This window comes from Lentimonas sp. CC4 (assembly GCF_902728235.1).
In the GTDB taxonomy this organism is placed as follows: Bacteria; Verrucomicrobiota; Verrucomicrobiia; order Opitutales; family Coraliomargaritaceae; genus Lentimonas.
Map to the genome: position 1 here is coordinate 334580 of NZ_CACVBO010000002.1, position 13235 is coordinate 347814.

Annotated in this window: 9 protein-coding genes; 6 read left to right on the forward strand and 3 right to left on the reverse strand. The window is 51.3% G+C overall.

Annotation, left to right across the window (positions count from 1 at the left end; all coding sequences use genetic code 11):
* The first annotated feature begins 56 nt into the window (after positions 1–56).
* Positions 57–1625, forward strand: coding sequence for a sialate O-acetylesterase (locus tag GZZ87_RS18030; RefSeq protein ID WP_162025955.1), 1569 nt, complete (start codon positions 57–59; stop codon positions 1623–1625).
* A gap of 138 nt (positions 1626–1763) precedes the next feature.
* Here the strand turns inward: GZZ87_RS18030 and GZZ87_RS18035 are convergent, their stop codons facing one another.
* Together GZZ87_RS18035 and GZZ87_RS18040 are read right to left on the reverse strand one after the other, a co-directional pair.
* Positions 1764–2426 carry a response regulator transcription factor gene (locus tag GZZ87_RS18035; RefSeq protein ID WP_162025954.1) on the reverse strand — a complete coding sequence of 221 codons (663 nt, stop codon included), beginning with the start codon at positions 2424–2426 and terminating at the stop codon, positions 1764–1766.
* 1 nt (position 2427) lies between these two features.
* Positions 2428–4428 carry a histidine kinase gene (locus tag GZZ87_RS18040; RefSeq protein ID WP_162025953.1) on the reverse strand — a complete coding sequence of 667 codons (2001 nt, stop codon included), beginning with the start codon at positions 4426–4428 and terminating at the stop codon, positions 2428–2430.
* A 1135-nt stretch (positions 4429–5563) separates the two neighbouring features.
* On the opposite strand from GZZ87_RS18040, the gene GZZ87_RS18045 reads away from it, so the two are divergent.
* The 5 genes from GZZ87_RS18045 to GZZ87_RS18065 all read left to right on the forward strand — a co-directional run bounded on the left by GZZ87_RS18045 (position 5564) and on the right by GZZ87_RS18065 (position 12502).
* Positions 5564–6214, forward strand: a complete 651-nt coding sequence (locus GZZ87_RS18045) for a hypothetical protein (protein ID WP_162025952.1) — start codon at positions 5564–5566, stop codon at positions 6212–6214.
* A gap of 230 nt (positions 6215–6444) precedes the next feature.
* Positions 6445–8040: an alpha-L-fucosidase gene (locus tag GZZ87_RS18050; protein ID WP_162025951.1), complete on the forward strand. Its 1596-nt coding sequence runs from the start codon at positions 6445–6447 to the stop codon at positions 8038–8040.
* A gap of 1 nt (position 8041) precedes the next feature.
* Positions 8042–9559 carry an arylsulfatase gene (locus GZZ87_RS18055; RefSeq protein ID WP_162025950.1) on the forward strand — a complete coding sequence of 506 codons (1518 nt, stop codon included), beginning with the start codon at positions 8042–8044 and terminating at the stop codon, positions 9557–9559.
* A 4-nt stretch (positions 9560–9563) separates the two neighbouring features.
* The gene (locus GZZ87_RS18060) at positions 9564–11087 is read left to right on the forward strand and encodes a sulfatase-like hydrolase/transferase (RefSeq protein ID WP_244648069.1); all 1524 of its coding nucleotides are present in this window, start codon (positions 9564–9566) and stop codon (positions 11085–11087) included.
* Positions 11084–12502 carry an alpha-L-fucosidase gene (locus GZZ87_RS18065; RefSeq protein WP_162025949.1) on the forward strand — a complete coding sequence of 473 codons (1419 nt, stop codon included), beginning with the start codon at positions 11084–11086 and terminating at the stop codon, positions 12500–12502. The genes GZZ87_RS18060 and GZZ87_RS18065 overlap by 4 nt, the downstream gene beginning before the upstream one ends.
* Positions 12503–12564: 62 nt before the next feature.
* Here GZZ87_RS18065 and GZZ87_RS18070 read toward each other — a convergent pair whose 3' ends face one another.
* Positions 12565–13230 (reverse strand): response regulator transcription factor, encoded by a 666-nt coding sequence (locus GZZ87_RS18070; RefSeq protein WP_162025948.1) that lies wholly within the window; start codon positions 13228–13230, stop codon positions 12565–12567.
* Between the last annotated feature and the right edge of the window lie 5 nt (positions 13231–13235).

Sequence of the window (13235 nt, forward strand, 5' to 3'; positions counted from 1 at the left end):
AAAAAATCGATTAAACTAGCTACGAAATAAGCAACGTTACAGGATACGAACTCTACATGATGCCCTTAAAATTTAAATCCTTCTCCATATTCATCGTGTCTCTGCTGGTGGCTTCATCTGCGGCCGCAGACGTCAAACTCCCTGCCATTATCAATAGCCAAATGGTGCTGCAGCACGGAGTGAATGCTCCGATCTGGGGCTGGGCTGATGTTGGCGAGACGGTCAGCGTGTCCTTTGCCGGACAGACAAAGGACACCACGGCAGGAGCCGATGGCAAATGGATGGTGCACCTTGATCCGCTCGATGTTTCGGCCACACCACAGGTCATGACCATCACGGGCAATCACACGATCACGCTCGACGATATTCTTGTGGGAGAAGTGTGGATCGCCTCGGGGCAGTCCAATATGGAGTTCAGTATTGGCGCGATTGTTAAGGAGGAGCAGGCACTGATTTCGGAGCAGATCGACAACCAGTTACTGCGTATGTTCTGCGTGGCGCCTAAGATCAAGAGCTCACTGCCATTAAAAGATACTGCCGGTTACTGGAGCGATGGTTCCTATTTCATTAAACAGATGGAAGCGGGAAAGATCCGAACCTATGACAGCCACTCTGCAGTTGGATACTTTTTTGGACTGAAGCTACAGCAAGTGCTTCAAGTTCCAGTTGCAGTGATCGATACCTCCTGGGGCGGCACGGCGATCGAACCATGGATCGCCGATGAAGGTTATGACATGGAAGGCATTGCCTACCGTCAAGTTAAGGCCAGTCAGGAAGCTGAAGCCATCGTCGTTCGCGATCAACTCGCGCAGGATATTTCCAACTGGCGAGAGGCGGCGCAGACCGCCGTCCAAAACGACCGTAAGGTCGCTGCAAATATGGAAGTGCCCAAATCATCTGTGACCAACGCTATCTACAATGGTATGGTGGCTCCACTGGTTCCCTTCGCTGTGAAAGGAACGATCTGGTATCAGGGCGAAGGCAATGTGAAGAGTCAGGACTACTTTGAGAAATTGAAGGCGCTAACAGGCGGCTGGTCGAAAGTGTTTAATGTGCCGGATATGCCATTTTATTTAGTTCAGGTGGCGCCCTATAATTATGCGCACAAAAAAGCGAAAGGCATCGGCCCGCAAGCGATCTATGACTCAGTGGTCTCAGCTCAATATCAAGCAGCCAAAGAGATCAAAGGCTGCGATGTCATCAACATTCCCGACACGGTATTTGGAAATGTGAAGAATGTGCATCCTCCCCGCAAGAAGACGGTCGGCGATCGCTTGGCAGCAATGGCACTGAAAAATGACTATGGTAAAGACGTCGTCTGGACTGGTCCGCGCTTTTTGAAAGCCTCTCTAGCAGGCAATCAAGTGCAGGTTTCCTTTGAGCATGTCGATCAAGGCTTGGAAACATCGGACGGTGAAGCACCGAACTGGTTTGAACTTGCCGGGGAAGATCAAGTGTTTGTCGCCGCCCAAGCACAGATCGACGGAGATCAAGTGCTAATCTCCAGTCCTGAAGTTAAAACGCCTCGCTACATTCGCATGGCTTGGAACAACATCGCGGAGCAAAACCTACGCGACAAAAACGGCTGGCCTGTGTTTTCGTTTAATGAGGTCGTTGGCAAGTAATACTAAATCGATAGAGTTTGATCTGATATGTGACTTTATTTGTAGCGGAATGAGGAACTCATTTCGACCACCGAACCAAAGAACATACATACAGCACGAAACCGCTTCACGGCTCCGCTACGAAAGAAGCCACGGAACTTAAGCACCCTGATCAAACAGCCCCGTCTTATACGCTTTTGCGACCGCTGCGGGGGCATTCTTGACCTCGAGCTTAATGTAAATCCGTTTGACATGTTCGGCCACCGTATGGGCTGAAATCTCAAGTTCATCGGCGATCTCCTTCTTCAAGAGGCCATCACCCAGTCGATGAAGTATATCCGCCTCACGAGGAGTGAGGAGGGCAAGGCTCTCCGATTGAAGCGGCGAGGATTGTATTTGATTCAGGATCAAATTTGCGACTTCGGCGTCCAGCGACGCACCTCCTCTCATGACGGTGTGTATGCCTTGTGTGATTTCTTCAATCGGAGCAGACTTCAGCAGATAACCGTTGGCTCCTGAATGAATGGCGCTTAGCACATCGGCCTTCTTGTCAGATTGAGTCAGCACAATGATACGTGTGTCTGGGGAGTATTGTTTGATCCATGGAAGCGCTTTGATGCCGCTCATCCCAGGTAAGTTGAGGTCGAGTAAAATGACGTCGGGGTGAATGCCATTTTTGGCATCCTGCAGATTGCGCAGGGCAACTTCTGCTGCGCCGAATTGACCGACCAGTTCTATATCAGGCTCTTCAGCTAAAGAGAGCTCAATGGCTTCACGAAAGGTGGGGTGGTCTTCCACCAGCATTACTTTGATTGTTTGCATGTTAGTTTCTATTCTTCAGCGCTGGAAGTTTACGCCACCATTTACTGCGTGGTTGGTAGCATAGCAGGATGCGGGTTCCACCGCTTTTCGGTGAGTCCAGTTCGAAGTCGGCTCCGAGTAGTTTGGCACGGCGGGCGAGAGCTGCAGGGATCTGAGTGTCATCGGTCACCCCGACTCCAGCCCCGTTGTCGATGACGGAGAGCGTCACTTTCTTCGCATCCGCCTTGAGGTCGGTGTATAGTTTGGTGGCTCCGGCGTGGCGGCAAATGTTAATCAAGCATTCTTTATAGAAGAGGAAGAGATCGACCCGTTCCTGTGGTCGAAGCTTCTCGAGCCACGCTTGCCCTTCGAAGTTCATCTCGTGTTGTAAGTCGACGACGATTCGCTCCGCGGCTCGCCGCATCTCGGTTTCCATACTAATACTGTTTTTAGCATCCTGTAGGCGGGAAATATGGCGCACCGAGACTCCCGAGGATTGGGTGACGTCACGGATGCGCTGTAGTAACTTTGAGGTGTCCTCTGAGAGCGGAGCGGCTTTTTTCTCAACCAGTTGGCTGAGTAAACCAATGCTGTGGAAGTTGGCACCTAACTCGTCGTGCAAGTCGGCGGCGATACGCTCTTTAATGATACTCAGCTCACGCAGGTGAAACACGCGTAAGAGGAGTAGGGTGATGATAATACCCACGATCAGCAGAGCCGCGAACCAGGTGAGGCGTTGTAAATGAGTCTGTTGATGGTGGTGACGTAGGTTCAACTCGGCGGCGACTAGCGGGCGTTCGGCTTCTAGGTCATGACGGCGCGAGAGCTGGTTCATCCAGTCTCGGGTTGGGAGAATCATACCGTAGTAGTTGAGCCCATCCGTGAGCCGTGGAAGGAGTTCGGGGGCCATCTTTAGGTTCGAACTGAGTGTGATCGGGGCATTGAGCGCGACATTACGGCCATTGGAGAGCACCTCTATCTCTGAAAAGCCAATTCCAGAAGTGTTTCCGCTCAATGAGACGACTTCGCGATGATCTAGGATTGTGATACGAATGAAGCGGCATGTGAGCTCAGGGAACTTTAGCATGTTGATCGGGCCAGTATCGTAGATTGATAGTTGCTCGTGATCTAAGATGTGCTTTTCGTCTCGAAAGTCGGCGTGGTTGGCTCCGGTGATGCGTATGTGGCGAGGGACGCCTGAATTGCTGAACTGCCTCATTGGAATTGATAGAGAGACATCATGCGTGTGTAGGTTGATTTGATTGATGGTCTGCTTGCTTTTTAGGTCGAGCGTGAGGCTGGGGGCAACTGTGGTGTTTTGGACGCGCAGGAGTTGCGTCTGACTTTTCGCTCCCTGCGCTGCATTCATGAGATAAGGTGTAAAACCGTCGGTCAGGTAGCGTTGTCGGTCATGACCTGATCCGGACTTGCTTGACCTGGTATTCAGAGTCAGGGCGACATTTTCCATCCCGCTGAAAACCATGACCTCGGAGAGTTGCAGCAAGTAATGATCCGTAAAGATCTGAGTGGTCAGGGTTGTGGCTTCAATTTCGATCCAGGACGCGTTGACTGGAGGAAATGAGACTGCCAGTGGCGCGATTCGCGGTAGTAGTTGATCTTCCCGCGATCGGCTGGCAACGATCTGGCTCTCATGAGCTGTGCCTGCGTGTATTTGGAATTCAAGCGGGAAGCTCTCTGCGCGTATGCCTCCATCTGGGTTACGATAGAGTGTCGGCACCAGCACGACCTGATCGATCATGGTCGTTTGATTCAATTGGATTCGAATCGACTCTGTGTGGCTTGGGTCACCATGTGTTTTGGAGCGATATCCAACTGCGCCCGTGCCCGCCCGTAGTGTGACGCGAGCCAATTCTTCTAGTTCAGTATCAATTTCTGCCAGACGCGTCTCTAGTTGTTTGAGAGATAGTTCGCCCAGCGGCGGGGCAGTTCCCTTCTCATCAGTCACTGCGAGCAGTAGGCCACTTAAGAAAAGATAGATGACTATGATTTGGAGGTGCCGCATGATGCTCTGTATTTCTTACCATTGCCTAGAGTAAATACCACTTCAAAAAAAGGTTTGAGCTTAAAGGGCATCAATCCGGTCGGACAAGCCGATGATCTACCAAGCATCTGCTGATACATTAGTCGGGGCATGTGAAGTGAGTGGTAACAAGCTCCTTCCCTGCGAAGCATATCCTTATACACAAGTTGAAGAGCGACATCTATTGGTTCTTAATCGATTTCGAACGCATCCGCAATGACGTGTCCAAGTGCTCATGCTCTGCATTTTCAGCGTAGCTGAAGACCGCTTATGTGCCCTTATCATCGCTTATGTGCGTCAGGCCTTCGGCCTAATAATTTATAAACCAATCTTTGGGCATAATTCAAAATACATCCTTCAGTAAATCGGGTTTCACTGTTCTGGATAAGCGTCAATTAGCGCACATAAGCGGTTTGTTCTTCACCTGCCCAAAGGGCACCCGGTTCATCACCCCTTCGGGGCGGTTCGCCATCTACGCGCGTTAGCGCTCCGTCCAGCTCGCTGGAAAAACACGTCTCTAGGAGCATGTCCTTATACATATCTTTCTCTACGAAAAATGCCTGAACATATTAATTGTAGCACCAAAGGTGCGGCCGATGTCAGCCTAGGGCAAGGCCCTAGGGGTTGAATGAACCCTCCACCCAAAGCCCTGAAAGGGTGATCTAATTGAGCAAGCGCTTGGCCCATTGAATAGAACGCCCTTTCAGGGCTCGCTGTGTTTTGGGGATTGAATACCCGGGGCCTTGCCCCGGGCTGACATAGATTGCCCCCTTGGGGCGACAATCATCCGAATACGCCCTACAGACTTGTGTATAAGGATATGCTGCTAAGGGAGCTACGCCGTGCCAAGGGGGTGGAGCTCAAAGAACCGCGTTCATCGCGGCAACTAGAACACACAAAAATATGGGTAAAGATCAGAGAGCAGGACTCGTCCCTCCCAAATAGGTTGAGCGAAAAATCACAATTCTTGATGAGCGGCACTAGTGCATCAACGAATTCGCAGGAGTCCCCTAAACGAGGGACTGACAGGTGTCGAAACATTTGGTATAAATCTGCATACTTTTGCCGGAGAAATTCTCCGTTTACCTCAGTCTCTCCACATAGAACCCCTCTACATATGAATAAACGACTTCTCGCATTATCCGCTGGCCTGCTGGCCTCTTGTATTGCCAATGCCGCTATCATTACAACTTCTACTGACGCACCGACGGATTTCTTGAGCGACGCTTTCAGTGCGACCGAAGGAAGCGCATATCTTTTAAGCAGTGCCAGAACTCCTGTTGGACAATCGTTTACACACACCACCTCGGGTGGCGAAGCATGGCAGCTTCGTTCAATTACCTTCCGTTCTTATGATACAACGGGTGCCTCAGATGAGGATGCTTCTGGGATGACCATGGATATTTATACTGGCACGAGCGTTGCCCTTGCTAATAAGCTTGAAAGCTTTTCATTTACTACTGGAACTTTCGATGCCACCGAAAATAACTATCTCACATTTGCACTTACATCGGCTGAGTCAACGGCTCTTGGTAATCTAACGAGTGGCGCAACTTACACGATTGCGCTCAGCACTACTGACGCGGGAGGCTTCAGAATCGATCGATCTGGTGCAAACTCTTATGACGGGGGCCAAGCGTTTTTCAATGGAAGTGTCCAAAGTGCTGATACGACTTTCTGGGTGGCATCTATTCCCGAGCCAAGCAGTTTCGCTCAGCTTGCAGGTTTAACTGGGCTAGGCTTCGTGATGGTGCGTCGCCGCAAGTAAGTTAGAGATCAGTTTTTTTGATTAAATTCTATTCACGATATGGCTGCACTTCCGAGTGCAGCCATATTTTTTTGTTTATCCTCGATCAGGCACCATTCAAATAAACGATCCGCCAGTCCCCTATACGGGGGACTGACGCGTGGGGCTTGTTCTGGTAATCTGATGAAATTATCTCAAGCGTCTGCGCTAGATGAGATTTAGCACCCTATTTATCACATTTTCACTATTTTATGAAACACCTCAAAATAACTCTTCCACTCTTAGCGTTAGCGCTCTTACCGCAAGCGAATGTAAACGCAGACAGCTCGAATCAACCGTATGACGGCTCATGGGAGTCGCTACAGGCAATGCCAGTCCCAGACTGGTTTGATGATGGCAAGGTCGGCATCTTCATTCACTGGGGGCCTTATAGTGTGATTGGTTACCGCAAGGGGGGGCGTGGCTATTCCGAGCACGTGCCAAAAATGATTTATGCGGATCCAAAGCATTACTATCCCTATGTCGAGCAGCGCTGGGGAGCCACACCTCCAGAGTTTGGCTACAAAGATATGATTCCTGAGTTTAAGGCGGAGAACTGGAACCCTGATGAGTGGGCGGAGCTTTTTGCCGAAGTCGGCGCGAAGTATGTCGTGATGACTGCGGAGCATCATGATGGATGGGCTAATTGGGACTCGGATCTGACGCCGTGGAATGCGGTGGACATGGGGCCAAAGCGCGACCTTGTCGGCGATCTCGGTAAGTCGCTCAAGCGGCAGGGGCTCAAATATGCGCCGTCCTATCACCGTGAGCGTCATGCCTCATTTTTTGCGAAGAAGCTCTATGTGGTCGATGCACAACCACAGGATGCAATTGCCGAGGAGATCAAGCGCGTGCCAGAAGCGGCTTCGCTCTACGGTCCATTCGGTATCAATAAGGAATTTGTGGATGACTACGTGGCGCGTTGGCAGGAGATCCAGACCAAGTATCAGCCTGACTTCTTATGGATCGACGACATTCCGATCTGGACGCGCGACGGCAACCGAGTGCTAAAGGGCAAGGCAAAGCCTGAAGTGCAGTATTTTTATGATCAATGTCGCCTGATGATCACTGACTTTATGAACGATGGCGCGGCGCGCGGCGCAGCGGTATATGTCAACAACAAGGGCGGTAATCGCAACTGGCCTGACGGTGTCGGCTGTCTTGAAAAAGATAATCTGAAGCTCAAGGTGATCGGCCCTAAGTGGCAGAGTTGCACCACTTTTGGCACGTCGTTTGGCTATTTAGAAGGCGATACCTATAAATCGATCGAAAGCGTCATCCATGAAATGGTGGAAGTGATCAGCCGTAATGGTAACTTCCTCGTGAACATCGGCCCCAAGGCGGACGGCACGATTCCCGAGCCACAAGTGGAGCGTTTGCACGCCATGGGAGATTGGCTCCGTATTAATGCCGCAGCCATCTACGGCAGTCGTTACTGGAAGCAAAGCGAGCAGAAAAACGAACACCTCGCATTCACAACAAACGGTAAGAAGCTCTATGCGATCAAGCTGAAAGAACCGAAGGCCGCCTTCACCATCACCGGCACGGCAGGCTGGAGCGCGGAGCAGATTCAGAGCGTTCGCTTGTTAGGCTCGGGTGCTAAAGTTGAATGGACGATGACTGAGCAAGGCTTACGCATTACGCCGCCCGCAGACTTGGGGCAGAGTCAGCACGCCTGGTCCTTTGAGATTGTGACTGATGCCGAACAACATCATCCCAATGTGATTGTCAAAGATGCCTCGGCTGCCTTGAAGGGCACGAAGGCCGTGGATCTCGATGGTAACGCCAAGAAACAGAAGAAAAAATAACATGAGTCACTTCAAACGAACCATCGCGACTTCGCTGTTATGTATCTATGCGGCCTCTGTGCAGGCCGCTCAACCGCCCAACATCATCCTCATCATGCCGGATGATGCGGGGTATGGTGATTATGCCTGTCTGGGCAATCCCTACATTCAAACGCCGCAGATCGATGCTTTCAAAGATGAGGCGTTGCTGCTCACGCAGTTTCACGTCAGCCCCAAATGCGGTCCGACCCGTGCCGCTCTGATGAGTGGAGCGCATGAGTTTCGCAGTGGGGTGACACATACCATCCTCGAGCGCGAACGGATGAACCTGAATAAGGTGACGATGGCGGATATGCTTAAGTCCGCTGGATACACGACCGGGATTTTTGGAAAGTGGCACCTCGGCGACGAAGAGGCCTACCGTCCAGAGAACCGTGGATTTGACGAAGTGTATATTCACGGCGCGGGCGGCATTGGGCAGACTTTTTCAGGTTCCTGCGGCGATGCCCCGGGTAATTCAAACATCAATCCGGCGCTTTGGCACAACGGCAAATGGGTGAAGACTGAGGGCTACTGCACCGATCTCTTTTTCGGTCAGGCGGAGCAGTGGATCCAGTCCGCAGTCGCGGAAAAGAAACCGTTTTTTGCCTTCATCGCTCCGAACGCGCCTCATGGTCCGCATGTGCTGCCTAAGGAGTATTATGAGCATTATCTTAAGATCCCAGAGGCGAAGAGCGTCGCCAAATTCTATGGTATGATCGAGAACATCGATACCAACTTCGGCCAGCTACTAGTCCTGTTGGACGAGCTCGGCATCGCCGATAACACGCTGCTCATCTACCTCGGTAGCGATAACGGTGGGCATCGACCCGCCACTAAGATCTTCAATGCCGGCATGAAGGGCGAAAAAATGTCTCCTTATCAGGGCGGGCATCGCGTGCCTGCATTTATCCGTTGGCCGACTGGGCAAGTGCCAGCAGGGGGGGAGTCGGATAAGCTGACCGCACATATTGACCTTTATCAGACCTTCGCTGAAGTTTCCGGTGCCGAGCTATCGGACGCGGTCAAACAGCAACTCGAAGGCCGCAGTATGCTGCCTCTGCTGAAGAACCCTGAGTCAGATTGGCCGGAACGAACCTTGATTCAACATGTAGGCAGCTGGGCGACGGGTGCCTCGGAAAAATTCAAACACCGAGAGTGCTCTATCCAAAACAGTCGTTTTGCACTGGTGAACTATGATGAACTCTACGACCTCGTCGCGGATCCAGGACAGCAGAATAACGTGATCGATCAATACCCAGAAGTGGTGGCGGAGTTCCGCGCCACGTATGATCAGTGGTGGCAGAGTGTGCAGCCCGATTTTGTGAATGAAGATGTGATCGGCCCGAAAATGAATCCGTTGAAAGTCGCTTACTGGGAACAGTTCGGCGGGGGGCCGAGTGCAGCCATGCTCAAGAAGATGGATCCCATGAAACGTGGTCACCAATCCATCGTCGACCGCGCGCTGGCGAAGGAAGAAAAATTAAGGAAGAAAAATTAAGATTATGATGAAGCAGTTATTTAGAATTTCGTTGGTTCTGTTGAGTGGACTCAGTGCCAGTGGCGATGCATTCGCTGCTGATAAACCGTCTGTGGTGAGTGAGTCGAAGCCGAACATTCTCTTCATCTTCGCGGATGACCAGATGTGGAACAGCCTAGGCTGCTTAGAGGAGAGCTCGGTGATCACGCCGAACCTAGATCGCCTCCGCGCGCAGGGGGCGTTGTTTACCCACGCCTATAATCAGGGTTCTTTTACACCGGCTGTTTGTGTGGCCAGTCGCACGATGCTGAATACGGGGGCCTCTGTTTGGAATGCGGCAGCGATCTCTCCTAAGGGGAATAATGCGAAAGATCCCAATGCTCCCAAGGATATGCCGAAATTTTCAGTCCCAACAGGGAAGCCTAAAGGCTATTGGGCTCAATGGATGAAAGAGGCTGGCTATGAAACCTATATGTCCGGCAAATGGCATGTTCCAGGCGTGAGGGCTAAGCAACTCTTTGATCATGTGGTGCATGAGCGTGGCGGCATGCCAGGTGGAGCGAAGAAAAATTACTCGAGGAAATTCATTCCCGGCGAGCCGGATGGCTGGTCGTATGATACATCCGAGGGCGGATTTTGGAGGGGCGGCAAGCACTGGAGCGAAGTGCTTGGAGAGGATGGGGAGGCCTTTCTCCAACAGGCAGCTACAAGCGACAAGCCGTTCTTCATGTATCTGGCCTTCAATGCCCCGCACGATCCGCGTCAGGCACCGAAGGAGTTTCTAGACATGTATGATGTCAATGAGATGGACGTGCCGGTCAATTTCCTGCCCGAGTATCCTTATAACGAAGCTGCTGGAGCCGGGCGTGGACTACGCGATGAACGCACTGCGCCGTTCCCACGCACCGAGCATGCGATTCAAGTGACGCGCCAAGAGTATTACGCGCTGATCACCCACATGGATTTGCAGATTGGCCGTATTCTCGATGCGCTCGAAGCGACGGGTAAAGCGGACAATACCTACATTTTCTTCACCGCTGACCATGGGTTGGCAGTCGGGGACCACGGTTTCCTTGGCAAGCAGAACATGTATGACAGCAGTATGCGCGTGCCGTTTTTGATGGCCGGCCCGAGCGTGCCCGCGGATAGCACAGTCGATGCGCCGATCTATTTGCAAGACGCGATGGCCACTTCGCTGGATATTGCTGGTTTTGAGAAACCCGCTCAGGTGGAGTTCAATAGTCTGCTGCCACTGGCCACTGGTCAAACTGACAAAGGTGCTTATGATGTCATCTATGGTGCCTATTTCGGTTGTCAGCGAATGTATCGAAATGATCGCTACAAGATGATCATTTACCCGACAATCAATATCGTTCGCCTCTACGATATGATCGAAGATCCGCTTGAAACCAACGACCTCGCGGAAGGGCGCACGCGTCCCGTGGAATTGCTCAATACACTGTTTACACAATTCCAAACACTGCAGGCGGAGATGAATGATCCTGTCGATGTGAGCGAGGCCTTTAACCGGTTCATGAACAACGAATGAAAAATAATCTATTAAAAATCGCAGCATTCGCAGGCGTGCTGTCTGCCCCCTTGTTCGCTCAAGTTGTTCCAGCACCGAGTGCAGACCCCAGCACGGGCCGCGCGGCTTGGCTCGACGAAGCGAAGTATGGCATGTTCATCCACTGGGGGGTCTATTCAACTTTGGCCAATGGCGAGTGGGTGATGGCACGAAGCAAAATACCTGTTGCGGAATACAAGGAGATGGCTGCGAAGTTTAATCCGACCAAATTCGATGCGGATGCGTGGGTGGCGGTCGCTAAAAACGCTGGTATGAAATACATCACCATCACTAGTAAGCACCACGATGGCTTTGCGATGTTTGATTCGGACGTGAGTGATTACAACATCGTCGACTACACGCCGTTCAAGCGTGATGTTTTACAGGAACTCAAAGAGGCCTGCGACGAGGCCGGCATAAAACTCGGGTTTTATTATTCGCAGACGCAGGATTGGGAATTTCCAGGTGGTGCGGGACGTAAGTGGGATCTACCAGCTCAGCGTGGGGATTTTAGAAAATATATCGACGAGAAAGGCATGCCTCAATTGCGCGAGATCATGCAGTATGAACCCACTCATATTTGGTTTGATACACCCCACTCGATGAATGCCGAACTGGGACGTGAGTTTGAAGCGGTCGTGCGCGAGATCGATCCCGATACTATTATTAACAGTCGTTTAATGTATCACGGCAATCAGGTCGAAGGCCTCAAGCCAGAGCAGCTCACTGAGCTTACGGATATTGGGGTCGACTTTCTTTCCTACCGCGATCGCACGATTCCGCCACACAGCCCTTGGGAATACTGGGAAACCTGTATGACCTTGAACGGTGCGTGGGGTTACCGAGCGTCAGACCATAACTGGAAATCGCCTAAAGCGGTCGTCATGCAACTCGTTGAAGTCGTGAGCAAGGGTGGGGCGTTCTTATTGAATGTCGGCCCAACTGCAGAAGGCGAAATTCCTGCGCCTGCCATCGAGAGCTTGGAAGCTGCTGGGGATTGGTTGAAGGTCAATGGCGAAGCCATCTATGGAGCTCGCGAAACGATCTTTGAAGGACAGGGGGAATTTAAAAATATCACAGCTGCCGAGCAAAAAGCGCTTGATGCCGAAGCATTGGCGACGGGTGCGGGCAAAGCGAAGAAAGGTCACAAGCAAAAGGATTACGCGTGGCTCGCTACAGGCCGTGATGGGAAGCTTTACCTGCACTTCTTCCAGTGGCCGACCGAGCCAATGGTGCTGCATGGTTTTGATGCAGACAAGGTGACGGGTGCTTACTTTCTAGCAGATCCAGCGAAGGCGCCTGTCAGTATTAGGCAAGACGGCGGGACGGTTTTGATCGACTTGCCGGATCAGCCAATTGATGTGCTTAATACTGTTCTCTGTTTAACGCTAGAGTGAGATCTCCATCACTCGTTTGACTACGGAGGATTCAAATCGGAGACGCTTAGCACCGACCAAGTCTATTCATCTCCACCAAGTAGCCCAGTCTTATAAGCTTTAGCGACAGCAGCAGGTGCGTTGGGGACGTCGAGCTTTTCGTAGATATTATGAATGTATTCGGTGACGGTGTGGATGCTGATTTTCAGTTCGGCTGCGATCTGTTTTTGGGCGAGTCCGTCTGCGATCAGTTTCAAGATTTCATATTCTCGTTTAGAGAGGCCGGTCTCAATTGCAATTTTGGGAAGTGCTTGGCTCAATTTTTCTAAAATGAACTTAGCTAGACTAGGATCCAGCGTGGCTCCACCATCATGCACGCTTTGAATGCCGTTAATGAGTTGTTCGATGGTGGTGGATTTTAGCAGGTAACCCGATGCGCCCGATCGAATGGCGCGCAAGACATCTGCTTCTTTATTCGATTGGGTGAGGATGATGATTTTTGCTTTAGGCGCGTGTTGTATAAACTCAGGAACCGAATCGAGGCCGGACATGCCAGGGAGGTTGAGGTCGAGTAAAATGATGTCAGGAGGGCTCTGGCTTTCTACGTTCTGCAGACTACGAATTGCGAATTCGGCTGCACCGAATTCACGAGTAAGCCTCATGTCGGTTCTTCGCGCCAAAGCAGAGGCAATACCACTTCGGTAGGCGGCGTTGTCTTCTACTAGGATGATGTTGATTGGATTTTTCATAGACA

Bases quoted from the DNA above. Each gene is read 5' to 3' on its own strand.
- GZZ87_RS18030 (WP_162025955.1), top strand. From the start codon at position 57: ATGATGCCCTTAAAATTTAAATCCTTCTCCATATTCATCGTGTCTCTG.
- GZZ87_RS18035 (WP_162025954.1), bottom strand. From the start codon at position 2,426: ATGCAAACAATCAAAGTAATGCTGGTGGAAGACCACCCCACCTTTCGT.
- GZZ87_RS18040 (WP_162025953.1), bottom strand. From the start codon at position 4,428: ATGCGGCACCTCCAAATCATAGTCATCTATCTTTTCTTAAGTGGCCTA.
- GZZ87_RS18045 (WP_162025952.1), top strand. From the start codon at position 5,564: ATGAATAAACGACTTCTCGCATTATCCGCTGGCCTGCTGGCCTCTTGT.
- GZZ87_RS18050 (WP_162025951.1), top strand. From the start codon at position 6,445: ATGAAACACCTCAAAATAACTCTTCCACTCTTAGCGTTAGCGCTCTTA.
- GZZ87_RS18055 (WP_162025950.1), top strand. From the start codon at position 8,042: ATGAGTCACTTCAAACGAACCATCGCGACTTCGCTGTTATGTATCTAT.
- GZZ87_RS18060 (WP_244648069.1), top strand. From the start codon at position 9,564: ATGATGAAGCAGTTATTTAGAATTTCGTTGGTTCTGTTGAGTGGACTC.
- GZZ87_RS18065 (WP_162025949.1), top strand. From the start codon at position 11,084: ATGAAAAATAATCTATTAAAAATCGCAGCATTCGCAGGCGTGCTGTCT.
- GZZ87_RS18070 (WP_162025948.1), bottom strand. From the start codon at position 13,230: ATGAAAAATCCAATCAACATCATCCTAGTAGAAGACAACGCCGCCTAC.